General features: G+C 63.8%; 20 protein-coding genes. 13 read left to right on the top strand and 7 right to left on the bottom strand.

Annotated features, from left to right (window positions below; genetic code table 11):
• The first annotated feature begins 12 nt into the window (after positions 1 to 12).
• Complete coding sequence (locus Q7V31_RS07615; RefSeq protein WP_304733441.1) at positions 13 to 897, top strand: lysophospholipid acyltransferase family protein; 885 nt, start codon at positions 13 to 15, stop codon at positions 895 to 897.
• Here the strand turns inward: Q7V31_RS07615 and Q7V31_RS07610 are convergent.
• Genes Q7V31_RS07610 through xseA form a run of 3 tightly spaced genes read right to left on the bottom strand, consistent with a single transcriptional unit; the run spans position 894 to position 3,425 of the window.
• Positions 894 to 1,748, bottom strand: coding sequence for a M23 family metallopeptidase (locus Q7V31_RS07610; protein WP_304733440.1), 855 nt, complete (start codon positions 1,746 to 1,748; stop codon positions 894 to 896). The genes Q7V31_RS07615 and Q7V31_RS07610 overlap by 4 nt on opposite strands.
• Positions 1,745 to 1,963, bottom strand: a complete 219-nt coding sequence (locus Q7V31_RS07605; protein WP_304733439.1) for a DUF2093 domain-containing protein — start codon at positions 1,961 to 1,963, stop codon at positions 1,745 to 1,747. Before Q7V31_RS07605 ends, Q7V31_RS07610 begins: the two co-directional genes overlap by 4 nt.
• A gap of 31 nt (positions 1,964 to 1,994) precedes the next feature.
• Positions 1,995 to 3,425: an exodeoxyribonuclease VII large subunit gene (gene xseA / locus Q7V31_RS07600; RefSeq protein WP_304733437.1), complete on the bottom strand. Its 1,431-nt coding sequence runs from the start codon at positions 3,423 to 3,425 to the stop codon at positions 1,995 to 1,997.
• A gap of 124 nt (positions 3,426 to 3,549) precedes the next feature.
• On the opposite strand from xseA, the gene Q7V31_RS07595 reads away from it, so the two are divergent.
• The 5 genes from Q7V31_RS07595 (at position 3,550) to Q7V31_RS07575 (ending at position 8,453) form a co-directional block, all read left to right on the top strand.
• On the top strand, positions 3,550 to 3,828 hold the full coding sequence (locus Q7V31_RS07595) for a helix-turn-helix transcriptional regulator (protein WP_304733436.1): 279 nt from the start codon (positions 3,550 to 3,552) through the stop codon (positions 3,826 to 3,828).
• Positions 3,821 to 5,188, top strand: a complete 1,368-nt coding sequence (locus Q7V31_RS07590) for a type II toxin-antitoxin system HipA family toxin (protein WP_304733435.1) — start codon at positions 3,821 to 3,823, stop codon at positions 5,186 to 5,188. The genes Q7V31_RS07595 and Q7V31_RS07590 overlap by 8 nt, the downstream gene beginning before the upstream one ends.
• A 121-nt stretch (positions 5,189 to 5,309) precedes the next feature.
• Positions 5,310 to 6,593: a phosphoribosylamine--glycine ligase gene (gene purD, locus Q7V31_RS07585; protein WP_304733433.1), complete on the top strand. Its 1,284-nt coding sequence runs from the start codon at positions 5,310 to 5,312 to the stop codon at positions 6,591 to 6,593.
• A gap of 264 nt (positions 6,594 to 6,857) precedes the next feature.
• Entirely contained in the window at positions 6,858 to 7,952 is a 1,095-nt protein-coding gene (locus Q7V31_RS07580) for a phosphotransferase (protein ID WP_304733431.1), read from the top strand.
• 33 nt (positions 7,953 to 7,985) lie between these two features.
• Positions 7,986 to 8,453, top strand: coding sequence for a GNAT family N-acetyltransferase (locus tag Q7V31_RS07575; protein ID WP_304733429.1), 468 nt, complete (start codon positions 7,986 to 7,988; stop codon positions 8,451 to 8,453).
• Between the two features lie 55 nt (positions 8,454 to 8,508).
• Here Q7V31_RS07575 and Q7V31_RS07570 read toward each other — a convergent pair whose 3' ends face one another.
• The gene (locus tag Q7V31_RS07570) at positions 8,509 to 9,663 is read right to left on the bottom strand and encodes a 6-phosphofructokinase (protein ID WP_304733427.1); all 1,155 of its coding nucleotides are present in this window, start codon (positions 9,661 to 9,663) and stop codon (positions 8,509 to 8,511) included.
• 246 nt (positions 9,664 to 9,909) lie between these two features.
• Between Q7V31_RS07570 and Q7V31_RS07565 the strand changes: the two genes are divergently transcribed.
• Both Q7V31_RS07565 and Q7V31_RS07560 read left to right on the top strand, forming a co-directional pair.
• Positions 9,910 to 11,274, top strand: coding sequence for a glutamate--cysteine ligase (locus Q7V31_RS07565; RefSeq protein WP_304733426.1), 1,365 nt, complete (start codon positions 9,910 to 9,912; stop codon positions 11,272 to 11,274).
• Between the two features lies 1 nt (position 11,275).
• Positions 11,276 to 11,662: a hypothetical protein gene (locus Q7V31_RS07560; RefSeq protein ID WP_304733425.1), complete on the top strand. Its 387-nt coding sequence runs from the start codon at positions 11,276 to 11,278 to the stop codon at positions 11,660 to 11,662.
• 45 nt (positions 11,663 to 11,707) lie between these two features.
• Here Q7V31_RS07560 and Q7V31_RS07555 read toward each other — a convergent pair whose 3' ends face one another.
• Complete coding sequence (locus Q7V31_RS07555; protein ID WP_304733424.1) at positions 11,708 to 13,417, bottom strand: amidohydrolase; 1,710 nt, start codon at positions 13,415 to 13,417, stop codon at positions 11,708 to 11,710.
• 70 nt (positions 13,418 to 13,487) lie between these two features.
• Here Q7V31_RS07555 and Q7V31_RS07550 point away from each other — a divergent pair, with 70 nt between their 5' ends.
• Genes Q7V31_RS07550 through Q7V31_RS07540 form a run of 3 tightly spaced genes read left to right on the top strand, consistent with a single transcriptional unit; the run spans position 13,488 to position 15,033 of the window.
• A complete protein-coding gene (locus tag Q7V31_RS07550; RefSeq protein ID WP_304733423.1) occupies positions 13,488 to 14,135 on the top strand; it encodes a TetR/AcrR family transcriptional regulator in 648 nt (215 codons plus the stop codon).
• Positions 14,136 to 14,149: 14 nt separating this feature from the next.
• Positions 14,150 to 14,533, top strand: a complete 384-nt coding sequence (locus Q7V31_RS07545) for a VOC family protein (protein WP_304733422.1) — start codon at positions 14,150 to 14,152, stop codon at positions 14,531 to 14,533.
• A complete protein-coding gene (locus Q7V31_RS07540; RefSeq protein WP_304733421.1) occupies positions 14,530 to 15,033 on the top strand; it encodes a topology modulation protein in 504 nt (167 codons plus the stop codon). Before Q7V31_RS07545 ends, Q7V31_RS07540 begins: the two co-directional genes overlap by 4 nt.
• 182 nt (positions 15,034 to 15,215) lie before the next feature.
• Here the strand turns inward: Q7V31_RS07540 and tldD are convergent, their stop codons facing one another.
• On the bottom strand, positions 15,216 to 16,652 hold the full coding sequence (tldD, locus tag Q7V31_RS07535) for a metalloprotease TldD (RefSeq protein ID WP_304733420.1): 1,437 nt from the start codon (positions 16,650 to 16,652) through the stop codon (positions 15,216 to 15,218).
• 43 nt (positions 16,653 to 16,695) lie between these two features.
• Positions 16,696 to 17,091, bottom strand: coding sequence for a hypothetical protein (locus Q7V31_RS07530; protein ID WP_304733419.1), 396 nt, complete (start codon positions 17,089 to 17,091; stop codon positions 16,696 to 16,698).
• Positions 17,092 to 17,514: 423 nt separating this feature from the next.
• Between Q7V31_RS07530 and coxB the strand changes: the two genes are divergently transcribed.
• Both coxB and ctaD read left to right on the top strand, forming a co-directional pair.
• Entirely contained in the window at positions 17,515 to 18,366 is an 852-nt protein-coding gene (gene coxB / locus Q7V31_RS07525) for a cytochrome c oxidase subunit II (protein WP_304733417.1), read from the top strand.
• Between the two features lie 59 nt (positions 18,367 to 18,425).
• Complete coding sequence (ctaD, locus tag Q7V31_RS07520; protein ID WP_304733416.1) at positions 18,426 to 20,033, top strand: cytochrome c oxidase subunit I; 1,608 nt, start codon at positions 18,426 to 18,428, stop codon at positions 20,031 to 20,033.
• Positions 20,034 to 20,042: the final 9 nt, after the last annotated feature.

The raw sequence follows: 20,042 nt of genomic DNA, 5'->3' as shown, positions 1-20,042 counted from the left end.
ATTTTAGGAAGCATGGCCAGGAAGAACACGCTCATACACCTGCTGGAATATGCGGGACTGAAAGCCTCGTTGGCGGTTTTCGGCGCGATGGGCCTTGACCGTGCCTCGACGGCCGGCGGCAGGTTCGCCCGCTTTGTCGGGCCGAAGCTCGGTATTTCCAACCGGGCCCGCGCCAACATCCGCCGCGCGATGCCGGAACGGCCGGCGGAGGAGGTCGAGCGTATCGTCGTCGATATGTGGGAAAATCTCGGCCGCACCATCGGCGAATATGCACATCTGCAACGCTTCGGCGAGGCCGATCAGCGACATCGCATCGAAGTCGTCAATGCCGAGGCCCTGCGCGCGATGGCGGCGGCAGGCTTTGGCGGCGTTCTTGTATCGGGTCATTTCGCCAATTGGGAGCTCTTGCCGCTGGTCATGCATCTCGAAGGGTTCGAAGGCGGCGATGTCTATCGCCATGCCAACAATCCCTTCGTCAACGAATGGATGGTGTCGTTGCGCCACAGCGCCACGGGCGGCGCGATGCAGATCCCGAAAGGCGGCACCGGCGCGCGCGCCATTGTCCGTCTGATGCGGGAGAACCGCTTCGTTGCGATGTTGACCGACCAGAAAATGAATGACGGCTTGGAGGCGCAGCTCTTCGGCCGCCGTGCCATGACCACCGGCGCACCGGCCGGCCTTGCCGTGCGCTACAATGTCCCGGTCATGCCGGTCAGCATCGAGCGCCTCGCAGGCGCGCGGTTCCGGATTACCGTCCACAACCCGATCACCCCGCGCTCCGGCGCCGAGCCGTTCGAGGACATTCTGCGTATGACGCAGGAGATCAATGACTTTCTTGAGGCCCGCATCCGCGAACGGCCGCATGAGTGGTTCTGGCTGCACAACCGCTGGAGCTAGTCGCCGCCCGTGGCCGTCGGTGCTGCTTCCGGCATCGTCCCGACCAGGTTGACCGGATCGACCTGCGCGCCGCGCCAGAACATTCCCCAGTGAAGATGTGGACCGGTTGCGCGGCCTGTCGCGCCGACCGCACCCAGAACGTCGCCGCGCGCCACCGCCTGGCCTTCTGTCACGTCGACGCGGCTCATATGCATGATCACGCTGGTCACGCCATGCCCGTGATCGAGAAACACCAGGCCGCCTTCGAAAAACATGTCGGGATGGGCGAGCGTCACGATGCCGGCCTGCGGCGCAACGATCGGCGTACCTGTCGGCGCCGCGACATCGACACCGTAATGTGGCCGGCGCGGCTCGCCATTATAGATGCGCTGTGAGCCGAAGACGCCGCTGACCGGCCCTGTCACCGGCCAGATGAAGGGCAGGGCGAACCAGGTCTCGTCGACGCGGGCGGCGCGCGCCGCCGTTTTCAGTTCGCGTTCCGTCGCGATGCGGGCCAGCATTTCGGCGGGCGGTGAAACATATTTGGGCGGAAGGCCGTCGATGCGCTGGATCGCCCATTCGCGCGGCGCGACCTCAAGCACCCGCTCGACATGCGTACCGTCCGGATAGGCGACGATAAGCCGAGCGGTGCCCCCGTGATCGCGGTCGAAGCCGAAGGCGAAAATCCCGTTCTCGGCCACAGGCAGCGCGGCGCCCTGCAGCGTTGCGCGCGCGCCGGGCAGGGCCATGCCGACGATCAGCCCCCCTTGTTCCATCGGGCCCTGAAGTTCGAGATTTGGAGAGTTTGACGGCTCCGCCCACACAGGCGCGGCCAACAGCAGGGCGCCGATGAGAGCCGCCAGCCGCTTCATTCCGCCGCCTGCAAGGCGAGGTAGCGCTTCAGGGAAATCTCGGCGCTCGCATAGGCTTCCTGCAAATCCACGCTCCAGTAGCGCAGCTCGTCGAGCGAAATGCGGGTGCCGGTCGCCGCGCAGACGACATAGGTGCCGGGGCGCACGACATGAAACTCGCCGTCGCCATAGACCAGCTCCGCCTCGCCGCCGCCCGATTTGTCCATTCTGTTCATCTTTGGAATATAGCCCGCTTGCCCGCAGCGATCAAAGCAGGCTGCCTTGCGGCCCGTCCGGCTTCGCTTTCGGCACCGCCCTGGGCTTCTCGGGCGCGCCGCCCGCAACGACGGCGTCCAGCCGGTCCTCGGCAAATTCGATCTCGATCGCCGTGCCGGATTTCAGGCCCGCGCCGCTGCGCATCGGCTTGCCGGCGCCGTCGCGCACCACCGCAAAGCCGCGCTTCAGCACGCCATGATAGGAATAGCTGTCGAGCAGCTTGCTCATGCCGTCGAGCCGTCGCGCCTTGTCGGCGACGAGGCGGCGTTCCGCGCCGGCGGCGCGGGCCGACAGCTCGTCCTTGCGTCGTCGCAGCTCGGCGATCCGTCGTTCGATGGGCGCTATCGACAGCCGCCCCTCGATGCGATGCAGCCTTGCCCGCTTGACCTCCGCCGCGCGCGCAAGCGCCCGTCCAAGGCGGTCCGACACGGCGTCAAAGCGCTGGCGCGGCAGCGCCACAATGTCCGCAAGGCGCGGCAATCCGCGCGCCAGCCCGCGCAATTCGTTGCGCGCCGTCTCGATGGTCCGCGCTTCGGCCCGCATCAGCCGCCGCGCGCGATCCTGCACCTCGGCCACGAGATCGGCGCGCACCGGCACCGCCATTTCGGCCGCCGCCGTCGGCGTTGGCGCGCGGCGGTCGGCGGCAAAGTCGATCAGCGTCGTATCGGTCTCGTGGCCGACGGCCGAGATCAGCGGAATGGCGCTCGCCGCCGCCGCCCGCACGACGATTTCCTCGTTGAACGACCAGAGGTCCTCGATCGAGCCGCCGCCGCGCGCCACGATCAGAAGATCGGGTCGCGGAATTCGCCCGCCCGGCTCGAAGCGGTTGAAGCCTTCGATGGCGGCCGCGATCTCGGCGGCCGACGTCTCGCCCTGCACCCGCACCGGCCAGACAAGCACATGGCGCGGAAAGCGGTCGGCGAGGCGGTGCAGGATATCGCGAATGACGGCGCCGGTCGGGCTGGTCACGACGCCGATGACGGCAGGCAGGAACGGGAGCGCCCGCTTGCGCTCCGGCGCAAACAGGCCTTCCGCCGCGAGCTTCTTGCGCCGCGCTTCGAGCAGCGCCATCAGCGCGCCGGCGCCGGCCGGCTCCAGATGCTCGATCACGATCTGGTATTTAGAGCTGCCGGGATAGGTGGTGAGCTTGCCCGTCGCGATCACTTCCATGCCCTCTTCGGGCTTGAAGCGCAGCTTGCCGAAATTGCCTTTCCAGATCACCGCGTCGATGCGGGCCTTGTCGTCCTTCAATCCGAAATAGCAATGGCCGGAGGAATGAGGGCCCCGATAGCCGGTAATCTCGCCGCGCACCCGCACATGACCATAGGTCTCCTCCACGGTCTTTTTCAGCGCGAAGGAAAGCTCGCTGACCGAGAACTCATGGGCATTGCCGGGGATATTCAAAGGGGGGGTCGACGCCATGTTGAAACTGCCTCGAAGCCGGAGCCCGGCGTGTTTCTTTTGCTATTGCCGGTCAATCGAATTAATTGACTTATAAATCACATTCATGCTTATATATGCCATAAATTGATTTATAAGTCACAAAATGGCCCATTGGAAAACCAGAGAACTTGTCGCCCAACTTCGTGAGGCGGCGCGCCAGGCGAATATCTCCGCGAGCGAACTGGCCACGCGAGCCGGTATAGCACGGGAGACCCTGTCGCGCATGGGCCGCACGGCGGATGTGCGCGTTGAAACGCTGGAAGAGCTTGGCCGCGTCGTCGGATTGACACTGGCCTTCGTGCCGGCCGACGACGAGGTGCGCGCGCTCCGCCAGGGCACGTTAATCGATCTGGACGGCAGCCGGAACGAGGGCGATGCCTGATCGTATTGCAAGCATCTGGACGCGCTGGGGCGGCGATCCGCGCAAGCTCGGCACGCTGATCCGCGCCGACGACCATGTACGCTTCACCTACGACGCACAGGCTGGCGATCTGCCGGGCCTGAGCCTTGCACATCCCGTCGGTGCACTGATCCGGAGCGGCCAGACGCTCGAATGGCGGAGCGACATCCTGCAGCCGCTGCCCCCCATGCTTCAGGCGCTGGTGCCGCCACGTCACGAGGCCAATCTTCAACGCCGTATTCTGAAGAAAATTCTTGCCGATCGAGGCAAGCCCGCATCCGGTCCCGAAGCCGAGTGGGAAATGCTGCTGCTCTCCGGTCGGGGCGGCATCGGCCATCTCGACATATTCGCGGACGACACGGAGGCGCGGAACCACTATGCGGGCCGCCGCGCGCCTGCGGCAACGCCAACCATCGACGATCCGATGTGGCGGCTTGTGAAAGACGCCATCGACGGCGGCGGTCCGGGGCAGGCGGAACGCGGTATCGAGGAGTTGGCCGCACTTGTCGGCCCGCGTCCGACGGCGCTCGGCATGATGCCGAAAATGCTCATGCGGATCAGGCCCCCCGGCCGGAACGAGGCCGTGGACGCGGTCGTCAAGTTCGAGACCGGCGACTATGCCGGCGTGTTGGCGCTGGAGGCGCTCTGCCACGATATTCACAAGGAAGCAGGCTTCGATACACCGCGCATATGGCTGACGGAAGCCGGTACGCTCAGGCTGCTGATTGTCGAACGCATGGACCGAACGTCGCAAGGCACGCCTCTCCCTTTCGAGACCGTCTTTTCCATTCTTCATGCTGCGTCCGCCGGAAAAATCGACCTGCCGACAACCGACGCGCAGACGGGTCTCCCCAGCTTTGAGACGGTCGCCAACATGCTCGTCGCCTCGCGCCTTTCGGCGTTTCGCGATCCGCGCGGCGATGCGGAACGGATATACCGGCGCATCGTCATGGCGCTGCTCACCGGCAATGGCGATTTGCATCTGGAGAATTTGGCTTTTCTTGGCACGCGACCGGACGCGCGCCTGTCCCCTGTCTACGACCCCGCGCCGATGCGCGCCTTTCCCCAACACGACATGGTCTCCGCCATCCGCTTCGGGGACATGAGAACCGATACCTCCGCCTTGGTGGGCGATTTCGGCGATCGTGTGCTGGCGCTTGCCGGCGCGTTCAATCTGCGGCGGGACAGCGCAAGAAAAGCGATCCGGGAGTCGCTCGATGCAACGGAAACATATTTGAGCCGCGTCGATGCGCTCGATATCCCGGACGGGCGCAAAAGGCAGCTCGAAGGCGCGGTCGGAGGCATACGCCATCGGCTGGAGCGGATTGCCGGGCATTCCTGAGGAGGAGTTCGGCAGGCCTGGCGGCGGTTTGCCGGCGGGGGCCCCCATGTTACAAGGAAACCGCTTTGGCGGGGCGCGTTTTCTGGGCGGCCCGCCCGCCTCTTCCGGGAGTTGAGACCCCATGAACATTCTCGTCATCGGCTCGGGCGGCCGTGAACATGCGCTGTGCTGGAAAATCCGCCAGAGCCCGCTTTGCGACACGCTCTATTGCGCGCCGGGAAATGGCGGCATTGCGGCGGTCGCTGAATGTATTGCGCTCGCGCCCGTCGATTTCGACGGCATTGTCGCCTTCTGCCGCGCCAACAGCATTGGCTTCGTCGTCGTCGGTCCGGAGGATCCGCTGGTCGCCGGCCTGGTCGATCGTCTCGATGCCGAGGGCATCGCCAGCTTCGGCCCCTCGGCGGCGGCGGCCCGTCTCGAAGGCTCCAAGGGTTTCACCAAGGATCTCTGCGCCGAGTGGAATATCCCGACAGCGGCTTACGGACGCTTTTCCGAAGCGGCGCCGGCGAAGGATTTCATCCGCAAGAAAGGCGTGCCGATCGTCGTCAAGGCCGACGGCCTTGCGGCGGGGAAGGGCGTCATCGTCGCGCTCACATCGGCAGAGGCCGAAGCAGCCGTCGATGAAATCTTCTCCGGCCGCTTCGGCGCCGCTGGCGCAGAGGTCGTGGTCGAGGAGTTTCTCGAAGGCGAGGAAGCAAGCTTCTTTGCGCTTTGCGACGGCAAGACGGCCCTGCCGCTGGCAACCGCGCAGGACCACAAGCGCGTTTTCGATGGCGACAAGGGCCCGAACACCGGCGGTATGGGCGCCTATTCGCCGGCGCCGGTGATGACGCCGGGCCTCTGCACCCGCGCCATGCGCGAGATTGTCGAACCGACGGTGAAGGCGATGGCCGCCCGCGGCACGCCCTTCAAGGGCGTCCTCTATGCCGGCCTGATGCTGACAAAGGACGGCCCGAAGCTGATCGAATACAACGCGCGCTTCGGCGATCCGGAGACGCAGGTTCTGATGACGCGCCTCGACTGCGATCTACTGCCCCTGTTGATGGCGACGCATGATGGCACGCTCGCCTCGGCCGCCCTGCGCTGGAAAGACGAGGTGGCGCTCACCGTCGTCATGGCCGCGAACGGCTATCCGGGCGATTATGAAAAGAATACCGAGATCAAGGGTCTTGATGCGGCCGGCGCCATCCAGGGCGTCGAAATCTTTCACGCTGGCACGAAGGCCGAGGACGGCCGTATCCTGGCCACGGGCGGACGCGTGCTCAACGTCACGGCGACAGCCGCCAGCACCGTCGAAGCCCAGGCGCGTGCCTACCGCGCCGTTGCCCTGATCGATTGGCCCGAAGGCTTCTGCCGCCGCGACATCGGCTACCGCGCCATCGAGCGCGAGAAGCAGAACGCGTAGATGGGAGCGATCGATGCAGAGCGCGCAACGTCCTTTCTTCCCACCCTCCCCCTGTGGGAGGGGCGAACGAGCGTCAGCTCGTTCGCTGAGGGGGACTCCGCTCTCGAAAATGTAACGCGCTATCGGCTGAATTTGTGAATTCGTCCGCGACCCCTCCCCAAACGGTCTTCGACCGTTTGACCCTCCCACAGGGGGAGGGTGGGAAGAGGGAGCGGACACCGGAAAAGACGTACACAGAATAAACGACACGGGGAGTAAAACAAAATGACCGACGCAACTGAAAGCCGGCAGGAACAGTTTTCCGGCACCAAGGAAGTGGCCGACACGCACAGGTTCGACGAAAAGCGCCTTGAGGCATACATGGCAGCCCATGTCGATGGCTTCAAGGGTCCGTTGACGGTCAGCCAGTTTAAGGGCGGTCAGTCGAACCCGACCTATCAGCTCGTCACGCCGTCGAAAAAATACGTGCTGCGGCGCAAGCCGCCGGGCAAGCTCCTGCCGTCGGCCCATGCGGTCGATCGCGAATACAAGGTCATCACCGCGCTTCACGGCGTCGGTTTCCCCGCGCCGCGCACTTACTGTCTCTGCGACGACGACAGCGTCATCGGCACCATGTTTTACATCATGGACATGGTCGAGGGCCGCGTACTTTGGGAGCCGCTGCTGCCGGGCATCGAACCCGCCATGCGCTGGAAGATCTATGAGGCGCTCAACGACACGCTGGCGCGGCTGCACATGGTTGACTACGCGGCGGCGGGCCTCGGCGATTTCGGCAAGCCGGGAAACTATTTCACGCGCCAGATTTCACGCTGGTCGAAACAATATGTGGCATCCGAAACCGAATCCATTCCGGAGATGAATCGTCTGATGGAATGGCTTCCCGAAAATGTGCCGCAGGATGATTCGACATCGGTCGTCCACGGTGACTACCGTCTCGACAATACGATCCTGCATCCGACAGAGCCGAAGGTGATCGCCGTTCTCGATTGGGAATTGTCGACGCTGGGACATCCACTCGGCGATTTCACCTACAGCCTGATGCAATGGGTGATGCCCGGCCAGGGCACCGGCGGCGGCACCGGTTCGATCCGGACGGCCAATCTGAAGGAATTGGGTATTCCGACGCTCGACGAGTACATTGCGATGTACTGCGAACGGACGAATCGCCCCGGCGGAATCGAAAACCTCGATTTCTATTTTTCGTATAATTTCTTCCGGCTTGCCGGTATCCTTCAGGGAATCGCGGGGCGGGTGAGGGACGGAACGGCATCAAGCGAACATGCCAAACAGATGGCGCAGAATGTGCGGCCGCTCGCACAGGAAGCCTGGACCTATGCTCAACGTGCGGGAGCCGTATAGCCGGAACAACAAGTAAAAACAGAGAGTAAGCGTATGAGTTCGTCCGACGTTTCGTCCTGGAGCCGCCACGGTTTCGAAATCAACACCGACAAGTCGCGGCTCGACAAGGAGTCCATCCTGAAGATGCTCGGGGCCACCTACTGGGCCAGCGAGGTGCCGCCGGATGTTCTCTGGACCAGCATCGTCAACTCGCACGCCTATGGTCTCTATTCGCCGGACGGCGAGCAGGCCGGCTTCGGCCGCATGGTCACAGATATGACCCGCTTCGCTTGGATGAGCGACGTCTATATCCTGCCGGTTCATCGCGGCAATGGTCACGGCAAATGGATTGTCGAGACGATGGTCAACGACCCCGCGCTCGCCGCCGTTACGCGCATCATGCTCTCCACCAACGACGCTCACGCGCTCTATGAGCGCCTCGGCTTCAGGATCATCGGCGACAATGAAGAAGGCCGCCAGACCATGCAGCTGAAGCGGCCGGGCTCGCGTCCCCGCTCCTGATCGGACACGGTCTCTCTGCTTCCCGCCCTTACCCGGCGGGAGGACGGGAAACGCCTCAATACAGAAACATCGGCTTGCCCATCACTCTGGCAATGCGCGGGCGATAGGCGTCGCGGTCGTAGAAGGCATCGACATCGACGCGCTTCCGGCTCTCCGTGCAGAGCGCGGCGGGCACGGTCTCGTAATTGCCGTCGCGCAGCGCCGTCATGAAGCCGGTGCGACCCGCCGCGATCTCCTGCACAGCCAGCGTGCCGAAGCTCTTGGCCACCATCTGGTCCAGCGCATCGGGCGGCCCGGCGCGCATGAGGTAAGCGAGCGACTGGGTAATCGTGTCGATGCCTGTCAGCCGCGTCAGTTCCTCGCCGACCAGATGGCCGATGCCGCCGAGCCGCTTGCGGCCATATTCGTCCGCCGCGCCATGGGTCAGCGTCTCGCCGCCTTCCATCTTGGCCCCTTCCGAAATCACCACCATCGCGTAGCGCGCGGGATTGGCCATCCGGTCCGCCGCCAGCATCTCGCCGAGCTTTGCCACATCGAAGGGCACTTCGGCGATGATGGCGCGGTCGACATCGGCGAGATAGCTCGCGATCAGCGCCGTCTCACCCGACTGCCGGCCGAAGAGTTCGACCACCGCGATGCGTTCATGGCTGCCCGTCGAGGTGCGCAGCGCGTTGATATGTTCGACCGACCGCGACACGGCCGTCGAGAAGCCAATGCAGTAATCGGTGCCGAACACGTCATTGTCCATCGTCTTCGGGATCGAGACGATCTTCATGCCTTCGCTGTGCAGTTGTGCGGCATAGGCCAGCGTGCCGTCGCCGCCGATCGTCACCATCACGTCGATGCCGAGATGCTCGAAGACGCGCAAGATGTGCGGCGTGGTGTCGACGGTTCCCTTGTCGGAGAGCTTGAATTTTCCCTTCAGGAAATCGGGAAGCTTCGCCTCGACCATCCATTGCGGATCGGTGCGCGTCGTGTGCAGGATCGTGCCGCCCTCGCGGTCGATGGTGCGCACGGCTTCCGTGTCGAGCCGCATCAGATGTTGCTCGCTCCCCTCCGGATCGTCGGGATTGTAGTTCATCGGCCCCGCCCAGCCGCGCCGGAAGCCGATCACCTCCCAGCCGAGTTCGGCCGCGCGCCGCGTCACCGCCTTGATGCACGAGTTGAGCCCCGGCACATCGCCGCCGCCCGTCAGAATACCGAGCCGCATGGGGATCCTCCTTTTGCTGTTCGGGCCGATCCTCTCACATGCCGGGGAAGAGAACGATGCCATGTCGCAGCCGGCCCCGCTTTCCGGGCCCGGTCTGTAGAATAAGTATAAGTCGCGACCGAGATTTGCGCTTGTCAGCCGCGAATCCCGCTCCTACATCTGGGCGACGCGAAGGACCGGTCGGGGGTCATGGGCTGATGCCCCCCGACACGACAACAAGGTCCGCGGAGGAACAAAGGGGCTCGCATGAGCATACTCGTCGCCGGGCCCGAGCCCATCACCGACCGTCGCGATCTCGTGGCCGCGCTGGAGCGCGGCAACAAGCCGAAATCCGACTGGCGCATCGGCACCGAGCACGAAAAGTTTCCCTTCTGTGTGAAGAACCTGACGCCGATCCCCTATGGCGGCGACCACGGCATCCGCGCCATGCTGGAAGGCCTGATGCGCTTCGGCTGGCAACCGGTCATGGAGGGCGAACACATCATCGGCCTCGAAAACGAGGGCCACGGTAACGTCTCGCTCGAACCGGGCGGCCAGTTCGAACTCTCGGGCGCGGCGCTCGAAACCCTGCACCAGACCTGTTCGGAACTGCACGATCATCTGGCGCAGGTGAAGGAAGTCGGCGACGAACACGGCATCGGCTTTCTGGGGCTCGGCTTCACGCCCAACTGGCGGCGCGACGAAATTCCAGTCATGCCCAAGGGCCGCTACAAGATCATGACCGAGTACATGAAAAAGGTCGGGACCATGGGGCTCGACATGATGTACCGCTCCTGCACGGTGCAGGTGAACCTCGACTTCTCGTCGGAAGCCGACATGGTGAAGAAGCTGCGCGTGGCCATTGCGCTGCAGCCGGTGGCAACCGCGATCTTCGCCAATTCGCCCTTCACCGAGGGCAAGCCCAACGGCTATCTCTCCTACCGCTCACATGTCTGGACCGACACCGACCGGGCGCGTTCGGGCATGATCCCCTTCGTCTTCGAACAGGGCTTCGGCTTCGAGCGCTATGTCGATTACGCGCTCGATGTGCCGATGTATTTCGTCTACCGCGATGGCAAATATATCGACGCGACCGGGCAGTCCTTCCGCGATTTCCTCGACGGCCGCCTGCCGGCACTGCCCGGCGAAGTGCCGACGCGCGGCGACTGGAACAATCACCTGACGACGATCTTCCCCGAGGCGCGGATCAAGAACTATATGGAAATGCGCGGCGCCGATGGCGGCCCCTGGGCGCGCATCTGTGGGCTTCCGGCCTTCTGGGTCGGCCTGCTTTACGAGCAGTCCTCGCTCGACGCCGCCTGGGATCTCGTCAAGGACTGGACGGATGAAGAGCGCCAGAAACTGCGCGACGACGTGCCGAGACTGGCGCTGAAGACGCCCTTCCGCGGCGGCACGCTGCTCGATGTCGCGCGCCGCGCCGTCGAACTCTCCCGCGCCGGCCTCGACGCCCGCGCCAATGGCGATGGCGTCGGCGGAACGGAAGCGATCCATCTCCACGCCGTCGAAAAAATCGTCGAAACCGGCATCACCCCGGCCGAGGAACTGCTGGCCCTCTATCACGGCCGCTGGAACGGCTCCGTCGACCCGGTCTTCAAGGAATTCGCGTTCTGACATGCCCTTCATCAACGAACGCATCCCGGAGGCAGACAAAGCGAGTATCAAGTCGATTCAGTACCCGGTCGGTCATTCCCATGATTTGTCCATGTGGACAGTAGACAGGGAAAAAGCGGCATTCCTTGTTTTGACCGCGCGGTATCGGGACTCCCCATCGGAGCTCTATTTCGTGTTGTCGATTCTGGGAAAGCGGTATCAGGTCATGCTCAAGCAGGAAATACATCTGTCTGACTCCGGCGAGGCATACGAGTATTTTCTGGAGTCGATTTCTGGTGAAGGCGAGGCCGCGACAGAAGCGGTGAGGCAAACGCTCAAGGAAGCGCTTGCCGTATTCGCGGGATTTTACGGCACGGCAAAGGTTGCTTCAGTGAAGTTCAGGTTCTGACTTCAACCGGAACACTCCGTACATCTCCCCAAACTCGTCACCCCCCTACATCACCCCCGTATCATGCACCGCCGCGCCACCCAGCACCGTCGCCAGCACCTTTGTGCCGGCCAGATCCTCAACCGCACAGGCAAGTGGATTGCGGTCGACGATCGCGAAATCGGCGTGGAAGCCGGGCGCGATCGCGCCGATCTCCTTCCACTGCATGACGCGCGCCGCATTGCCGGTATAGGCCAGCAGCGCTTCCCGCCGCGTGACGCGATGCGCATGGCGATGCGCGCAGATGCCTTCGCCGCAGAACTCCTGCGTCTCGGCGAACTGCATCTGCTCGAAGGGATTGTCCGGCCCCCAATCCGATCCGAACGAAACGCTGGCGCCGAGATCGATCAGCTTCCGCGCCGGCACGAAATTATCGAGCGCCGCCTCGCCCAGCCGCTCGCGATAAAGCGCCCCCTTGCCCCAGACGAAGCCGGGACTGGTGGTGACATGGAAACCGAATTCGGCGATGCGGCGGCACTGCGCGTCGGTCAGCATCAGCACATGCTGCACGACCCAGTCGAGCGCCGCCGTATCCATGCCCGATGTCAGCGCATCGAGCGTCTGCAGCAGATCGTCGGCGTCGCGGTCGCCGCCCAGCACCATGTTGAAGCGCAGATCATGCGCGAGGCAGTAGCGGATGACGAGATATTCGACCTCATGCGGCAGGAAGGTCTTGCCGTTGGTGAGCACGCCGTCCGGCCCCGGATAGGCTTTGTGCTGGCGCAGATAGCCCGGCCAGCAGGGTCCGCCGCGCGACAGCGTGATGCCGTTGAAGCGGAACAGCGGGTCCGATTTCTCTTCCCATGATTTCGCCAGTTGCAGCCGCGCGAAAAGCGCGTCGTTGTCCGGCACCTTGGTCGGATCGAAAGCGAGGTCGGCGGCGTCCATCGTCGCGGCGATGCGAACCGTGAGCGCGCCATCGTTGCGGATTTTCCGATAGGCCTCGATATGGGCGGGCTCCATCGCGTGGGATTCGTAGCCGCCGGTCACGCCGAGCGCGTTATAGGCCTTGAGCCCCGCCAGCGCGCCCGCTTCCCAGAGCCAGTCCGGCGGCGCGCCGACATGTCCCATGATCGAAAGCCAGAATGGATCGTCGGTGTAGTAATTATTGACCGGTCCTTCGAGATGGCCGGTCGGCTGGCCTTGCGCGTCCTTGTGGATGGTGACGCCGCAAACCTTGTCGGGCGTCTCCGACGTGATGCCGGCTTCGTGCAGCGCGGCCGAATTCAGCACCGCGATATTGGGCGTGACCGGCGCCCAGGCCTGGATCAGCACCGGCCGGTCGGGCGCCGCGCGATCGAGCACATGCCGGTCGGGCAGCACGCCTTCCGCGAGATCGCGCCAGCTCCGCCTCAGAAAATAATGCGGCTCGCCGATGGGCGAGCAGAGCGCCCACATGCCCGGCGGCAGGATCGTGCAGTGATTGCGGATGCGATTGACGATGTCCGCGTGGTCGCGCGCGTCGAAAAGCTGGCAGGTGCCGATGGCGAGCGACGAGAAATGAAGGAGATGCGGATGCGCGTCGATGAGGCCGGGCATCAGCGTCGCGCCGGCAAGGTCGATGCGGGTGGCGCCTGCGCCCGCCATGTCGCCCAGCGAAGCGGCATCGCCCACCGCGAGGATGCGGCCATCCTCGACCAGCACCGCCTCCGCTTCCGCCGCGCCCGCCGTCATCGGCAATATGGTGCCGCCCGAAAACAATCGCCGCCCGCCCATCTCCCGCCTCCCTTTTGGTTTGGCGCGAGCATGTGACCAATGGTAACATGAGTCAACAGGAGGAGCCCGCATGCCGGCCGAACGGCGGAAACCCGCCGAATATCACCACGGAAGCCTGCGCGACGCGCTGATGCGCCTCGCCATGCAGCGGATCGCCGCGCGCGGCGCGCCGGACTTCACGCTGAGGGAACTGGCGGCCGAAGCGGGCGTCACCCATGCCGCGACCTACCGCCATTTCGCCTCCCGCGAGGCGCTGCTGGCAGCCATCGCCGCCTGGGGCTACCGCGAGCTGCATGCCCGCGAGGCGGCGGCGCAGGCGGAGCAGGGCGCCGACCCCTGGGCACGCCTGCTGGTACTCCCGGAAACCTATCTCGCCTTCATGCTCGACGCGCCGGGCGCCTTTCGCATCATGCTCGCCCACCCATGGACCGACGGCGAAACCTGGGCCGATGCGCGTGCCGCGCGGGCCGAAAGCTACGCGCTGCTGGAAGAGACGGTGGGCACGTGCCAGCGCGCCGGCGTGCTGCCGGAGGGGAACCCGGCCAGGCTGATTGCCGCCATGCTCGGCGTGACGCATGGGCTGGCCTCCCTCTGGCTCAACGGCCAGTTCGGCGTGGTCGCCGGGGAGGGGGACGCAACGGCGCTTATCCGCGAAACGGTTTGCGCATCTTTCGAGGCCTTCCGCGCCAGCGATCCATTATTATGGCGGGACGCATAACAGGGAGGGCGCCCATGTTCAGTCACGTCACCATCGGTTCGCAGGACCCGGACAAGGCAGCCATCTTCTACGACGCGGTGCTGGCGACGCTCGGCATCGAGCCTTTCTACAAGCGGCAGGGCCGGGCATCCTACGGTACGCTGACAGGCCCCAAGGTTTTCATTGGGACACCCTTCGACGGCGAACCGCATCATGCGGGCAATGGCTGGCACGCGGCCTTCCTCGCCCCCAATCGCGCCGCGGTCGACGCCTTCCACGCCAGGGCGCTCGAAATGGGCGGCACCAGCGAAGGCGCGCCGGGCCTCCGCCCGCATTACCATCCGAACTACTACGGCGCCTATATCCGCGATCCCGAAGGCAACAAGCTGCAGGCGGTCTGCCACAGCAAGAAGGGATGAAACGCATCCTCGTCATCGGCTGCTCCGGCGGCGGCAAGTCGACGCTCGCCCGCGCGCTGGGCGCGAAGCTCGCTCTGCCGGTCGTCCATCTCGACGTGCTGTTCTGGAAACCGGGCTGGGTCGAAAGTTCCTATGACGAGTTCCGGCCGAAGGTCGCCGCGGCGGTGGCGGAGGACCGCTGGATCATCGACGGCAATTTCAGCCGCACCTTCGACCTGCGCCTGCCGCGCGCCGACACCGTGGTCTGGGTCGACCAGCCACGCCGCGTCTGTCTCTGGCGCGCCTTCCGCCGCACGCTGACATTGTTCGGCGAAACCCGCGCCGACCTCGCGCCCGGCTGCCCCGAAAAGATCGACCCGGCCTTCTATCGCTTCATCTGGAATTTCAAGCGCACCCACGACGCGATGATCGAGGAAGCGCTGGCCCGCGACGCGGTCCATGCGCGGGTATTCCGGCTACGGAGCGATGCGGAGATTGCAGTGTTTCTGGCCTCGGTCTGACAGCGGGCATTTTCGGCGCGCCGCAAACCGGGGATAAGTTTTATTTATCCCCGTTTTATCCCCGGCCTGAACAGGGTTCCGAAGACATTTGTGACAGTTTTATGACAGTTCAGTGACAGAGGGGGGGTAAAACAGGCAAAAATGGTGCCTTGCTCCGTAGGCGGATATTTTATTTTGCTCTCTTACGCCGCCCGCGCCGTGCCGCCGACCGTCAGCCCGTCGATCCGGAGCGTCGGCTGGCCGACGCCGACGGGCACGCCTTGTCCCACCTTGCCGCAGGTGCCGATGCCGGGATCGAGCTTCATGTCGTTGCCGATCATCGAAACGCGCGTCAGCACATCCGGTCCGTTGCCGATCAGCGTCGCGCCCTTGACCGGCGCGCCGATCTTGCCGTTCTCGATCAGATAGGCCTCGGTGCAGGTGAAGACGAATTTGCCCGACGTGATATCGACCTGTCCGCTCCCGAAGGAAACCGCATAAAGGCCTTTCTTCACCGACGAAAGAATTTCGTCCGCCTCGCGATTGCCCGACAGCATGTAGGTGTTGGTCATGCGCGGCATCGGCTGATGCGCATAGGATTCGCGCCGTCCGTTGCCTGTCGGCGCCATCCCCATCAGGCGCGCATTGAGCCTGTCCTGCATATAACCTTTGAGAATGCCGTCTTCGATCAGCACCGTGCGCGAGGTCGGCGTGCCTTCGTCGTCGATCGACAGCGAGCCGCGCCGGTCGGCCAGCGTCCCGTCATCGACCACGGTCACGCCGGGCGCGGCGACGCGCTGACCGAGAAGACCGGCAAAGGCCGATGTCTTCTTGCGGTTGAAATCGCCTTCGAGCCCATGACCGATCGCCTCGTGCAAAAGGATGCCCGGCCAGCCCGGCCCGAGCACCACATCCATTTCGCCGGCCGGCGCCGGCACCGCATCGAGATTGATCAGCGCCTGTGCCAGCGCCATGTCGACCTGGCCGCGCCATTTCAGCGGATCGATAAAGACGTCGTAGCCCATGCGCCCGCCGACGCCCCACGAACCCGTTTCCTGCCGGTCGCCCTCGCCGGCGACGATGGCGACGTTGAGACGCACCAGCGGCCGCACGTCGCGCAGTGTCGCTCCGCCGGCGCGGATGATCTCGACCGCCTGCCACTCGCCGGTCATCGAAACCGAAACCTGCCGCACGCGCTTGTCGAGCCCGCGCGCATAGGCGTCGATCTCGGCCAGCAGCTTTGCCTTCTCCTCGAAGCTCTGGCCGCCCAGCGGGTTCTCGTCGGAATAGAGATGCGCGTTGGTGCGCGCCGGACCGTCGGCCAGCGTGCCGCTATGGCCGCTCTTGACCGCCTGTACGGCGGCGCTGGCGCGCTTCAGCGCCTCCTCGCTGAGTTCGGAGGCATGGGCATAGCCGGTCGCCTCACCGGCCACACAACGAAGGCCAAAGCCCTGGTTCGTGTCGAAGCTTGCGGTTTTGAGACGGCCGTCATCGAAACCCAGCGCCTCCGATTGGCGATACTCCATGAAGAGCTCGCCGTCATCGGCCCCGTTCAGCGCCTCGCCGACAAGGCCCTCGACGCGGCCGCGATCGAGCCCGGTGCGCTTGAAAAAGAGGTCGTCGGAAGGAGCGCGGCTCATGGCTGAGGATTTCCTTGAGTGAAAACGAGGGTAGGGGCGAGGCCTAGCGTTCGAGCCATGCCTCGACAGGCACCAGGCGGCGCGGCAGGCCCGTAAGGTCGCAACGCACCACCTGCGGCGCGCAGCTATAGAGCGGATACTGCGTCACCTTCAGCGACGCAAGGTCGACCAGAAAAACGCCGTTGATGCGGCCGAACCAGGCATCCCAATCGGTAAACCGCCATTCCTGCCAGCCCGCGGGCGGCGGGCCGACCACATCGCCGACCAGATCGGGATGCGCGGCGCAGAAACCGACGACACACCGGCCCGGATCGCGGGTATCCAGCCATGGCGCCGCCTCGGAAATGAGCTCAGGTGCTGCGCCGCCATTATGCGGCAGCAAAAGACCCGCCGAAATTCGGCGACCGAGGTGGAAATGAATGAGGGCTTCGTCGCGCATGGGTCCGTCGTCATCCCGGTGGACGGCGAAATAGCCAATATCCAACCATTACTCTAGGGCATTTCAGGCGGCGGGAAAGTCCCCGACATCGGAAATTGCCGTTATCGGCCTTGTGGGCTCCGCAATTCCCGATTCGGTGCTTTAATTGTGGCAAAACGTCGCAAAAGCCGACGCTCGTTGTGGCCTCCCCCACCACCGTGACTATACTTCGTTCCGCGAGTCGTCTGTAACGGCGCTGGGGCGAGGTCACCTGCAGCAAAACCGGACGCTATCAGGGGATCAACGTCTCGAAGGAATCTGAGGCGTGGCGATGGCGGAACTTGCGGCGGCGGGCGGTTTATGGTTTCTGACGGCCAGATTTGGCCGCCTGGGTGCACGGCTCCACAATGGGCCGGACTTGGAATTGACTAGCTGGGGAAAAGCATGCGGTTTCTGATTGGTTTTGGCCTCTTCGCGTTCGCTCTCGTGGGTTGGCATTTCGACGGCGGCTTCGTTGCCGCCGCATATGCAGGCCAGCCGCATGACGGCGGCCTCGGTTTGCAGGCATCGGCCACGCCGGTTATGGACGATCTGATCGCTTTCCACACATTTCTGCTCTGGATCATCACCATCATCGTCGTCTTCGTGACGGCGCTGCTGGCCATCGTCGTGCTGCGCTTCAATCGCAAGTCCAACCCGACGCCCTCCAAGACGACCCACAATACGCTGCTCGAAGTCGCATGGACCGTGATCCCGGTGATGATTCTCGTTGTCATCGCGATCCCGTCCTTCCGCCTGCTCTACAAGCAGGTTGTGATCCCGGAAGCCGAGCTGACGGTGAAGGCGGTCGGCTATCAGTGGTACTGGGGCTATGAATATCCCGACCACGGCGACATCTCGATTATCTCGAACATGATCCCGGACGATCAATTGCAGCCGGGCCAGCCGCGCCTGCTGGCGGCCGATTACGATCTGGTTGTGCCCGTCGACACGACGGTGCGCGTCATCGTCACGGCTTCCGACGTGATCCACGCCTTCGCGGTGCCGTCCTTTGGCATCAAGATCGACGCGATCCCCGGCCGCCTCAATGAGACATGGTTCCGCGCCGAGCGTACCGGCATGTTCTATGGCCAGTGCTCGGAGCTTTGCGGCACACGGCACGCCTTTATGCCGATCAGCGTCAAGGTCGTATCCAAAGAAGAGTTCGAGGAATGGGTCGCGCAAGAGCAGCAGGCGGCGCTTGGCGGCGACGGAAAAGTGAAACTGGCTCAAGCTCCAGCGGCGGGCGCGCGCTGAGCGCGTTCCGTCGACGGTCAAGTTAAAGCACAAAAACGCAAGAACGAAGGGTTACAGAGATGGCAGGGCAAGCTGCGGGTGCGCACGCCGATCACGCCGACCACCCCACGGGCTGGAAGCGCTACGTCTATTCGACGAACCACAAGGACATCGGCACGATGTACCTGGTCTTCGCGATCATCGCGGGGGTCATCGGCGGCGCCATGTCGGTCGTCATGCGCATGGAACTGCAGCTTCCGGGCGATCAGGTTCTCGGCGGCGACTACAACCTCTTCAACATGCTGGTGACGGCGCACGGTCTGATCATGATCTTCTTCATGGTCATGCCGGCGATGATCGGCGGTTTCGGCAACTGGTTCGTGCCGCTGATGATCGGCGCGCCGGACATGGCCTTCCCGCGCATGAATAACATCTCGTTCTGGCTGCTCCCGCCGGCGCTGGGTCTTCTGGTAATCTCGATGTTCGTGCCGGGCGCTCCCGGCGGCCATGGCGCCGCCGGCGGCTGGACGATCTATCCGCCGCTTTCGACCTCAGGCGCGCCGGGACCGGCAATGGACTTCGCGATCCTGGCGCTTCACATCGCGGGTGCGTCGTCGATTCTCGGCGCCATCAACTTCATCACCACCATCTTCAACATGCGCGCGCCGGGCATGACGCTGCACAAGATGCCGCTCTTTGTCTGGTCGATTCTGGTGACGGTGTTCCTGCTGCTGCTTTCGCTCCCGGTCCTTGCCGGCGCGATCACCATGCTGCTTACCGACCGTAATTTCGGGACCACTTTCTTCGCGCCTGAGGGCGGTGGCGACCCAATCCTGTTCCAGCATCTCTTCTGGTTCTTCGGCCACCCCGAAGTCTACATCCTGATCCTGCCGGGCTTCGGCATCGTCAGCCAGATCATCTCGACCTTCTCGAGAAAGCCGGTATTTGGCTATCTCGGCATGGCTTACGCAATGGTCGCCATCGGCTTCGTCGGCTTCATCGTCTGGGCCCACCACATGTACACGGTCGGCATGTCGGTCAACACGCAAGCCTACTTTGTGGCGGCCACAATGGTCATCGCGGTGCCAACAGGCATCAAGATTTTCTCGTGGATCGCAACGATGTGGGGCGGATCGATCGATCTCAGGACGCCGATGCTCTGGGCGATCGGCTTCATTTTCCTCTTTACCATCGGCGGCGTGACGGGCGTCGTGCTTGCCAATGCGGGCGTCGACCGTGCGCTCCACGACACATATTACGTGGTGGCTCATTTCCACTATGTGCTGTCTCTCGGTGCCGTCTTCGCGATTTTTGCGGGCTGGTACTATTGGTTCCCGAAAATGTTCGGTTACATGTATTCCGAATTCGTCGGCAAGTTGCACTTCTGGGTCACATTTGTCGGCGTGAACCTGATCTTCTTCCCGCAGCATTTTCTTGGTCTGCAGGGCATGCCCCGCCGCTACGCGGATTATCCGGATGCCTTCGCCTACTGGAACTACGTCTCGTCGATCGGTTCCTACATTTCGGCCTTTGCCGTTCTGATCTTCCTCTACGGTGTGGCGCAGGCGTTCATCCGCAAGGAGAAGGCCGTCAACAATCCCTGGGGCGAAGGAGCGACGACGCTGGAGTGGACGCTGTCCTCGCCGCCGCCGTTCCACCAGTTCTCGGAACTGCCGCGGATCAAATGATCAATGCTC

The organism is Parvibaculum sp., from assembly GCF_030651915.1.
GTDB lineage: Bacteria > Pseudomonadota > Alphaproteobacteria > Parvibaculales > Parvibaculaceae > Parvibaculum.
This window is presented reverse-complemented; position numbering and strand designations above follow the sequence as displayed.

Coding starts and splice junctions, on each gene's coding strand:
- Q7V31_RS07615 (WP_304733441.1), top strand. CDS start 13: ATGGCCAGGAAGAACACGCTCATACACCTGCTGGAATATGCGGGACTG.
- Q7V31_RS07610 (WP_304733440.1), bottom strand. CDS start 1,748: ATGAAGCGGCTGGCGGCTCTCATCGGCGCCCTGCTGTTGGCCGCGCCT.
- Q7V31_RS07605 (WP_304733439.1), bottom strand. CDS start 1,963: ATGAACAGAATGGACAAATCGGGCGGCGGCGAGGCGGAGCTGGTCTAT.
- xseA (WP_304733437.1), bottom strand. CDS start 3,425: ATGGCGTCGACCCCCCCTTTGAATATCCCCGGCAATGCCCATGAGTTC.
- Q7V31_RS07595 (WP_304733436.1), top strand. CDS start 3,550: ATGGCCCATTGGAAAACCAGAGAACTTGTCGCCCAACTTCGTGAGGCG.
- Q7V31_RS07590 (WP_304733435.1), top strand. CDS start 3,821: ATGCCTGATCGTATTGCAAGCATCTGGACGCGCTGGGGCGGCGATCCG.
- purD (WP_304733433.1), top strand. CDS start 5,310: ATGAACATTCTCGTCATCGGCTCGGGCGGCCGTGAACATGCGCTGTGC.
- Q7V31_RS07580 (WP_304733431.1), top strand. CDS start 6,858: ATGACCGACGCAACTGAAAGCCGGCAGGAACAGTTTTCCGGCACCAAG.
- Q7V31_RS07575 (WP_304733429.1), top strand. CDS start 7,986: ATGAGTTCGTCCGACGTTTCGTCCTGGAGCCGCCACGGTTTCGAAATC.
- Q7V31_RS07570 (WP_304733427.1), bottom strand. CDS start 9,663: ATGCGGCTCGGTATTCTGACGGGCGGCGGCGATGTGCCGGGGCTCAAC.
- Q7V31_RS07565 (WP_304733426.1), top strand. CDS start 9,910: ATGAGCATACTCGTCGCCGGGCCCGAGCCCATCACCGACCGTCGCGAT.
- Q7V31_RS07560 (WP_304733425.1), top strand. CDS start 11,276: ATGCCCTTCATCAACGAACGCATCCCGGAGGCAGACAAAGCGAGTATC.
- Q7V31_RS07555 (WP_304733424.1), bottom strand. CDS start 13,417: ATGGGCGGGCGGCGATTGTTTTCGGGCGGCACCATATTGCCGATGACG.
- Q7V31_RS07550 (WP_304733423.1), top strand. CDS start 13,488: ATGCCGGCCGAACGGCGGAAACCCGCCGAATATCACCACGGAAGCCTG.
- Q7V31_RS07545 (WP_304733422.1), top strand. CDS start 14,150: ATGTTCAGTCACGTCACCATCGGTTCGCAGGACCCGGACAAGGCAGCC.
- Q7V31_RS07540 (WP_304733421.1), top strand. CDS start 14,530: ATGAAACGCATCCTCGTCATCGGCTGCTCCGGCGGCGGCAAGTCGACG.
- tldD (WP_304733420.1), bottom strand. CDS start 16,652: ATGAGCCGCGCTCCTTCCGACGACCTCTTTTTCAAGCGCACCGGGCTC.
- Q7V31_RS07530 (WP_304733419.1), bottom strand. CDS start 17,091: ATGCGCGACGAAGCCCTCATTCATTTCCACCTCGGTCGCCGAATTTCG.
- coxB (WP_304733417.1), top strand. CDS start 17,515: ATGCGGTTTCTGATTGGTTTTGGCCTCTTCGCGTTCGCTCTCGTGGGT.
- ctaD (WP_304733416.1), top strand. CDS start 18,426: ATGGCAGGGCAAGCTGCGGGTGCGCACGCCGATCACGCCGACCACCCC.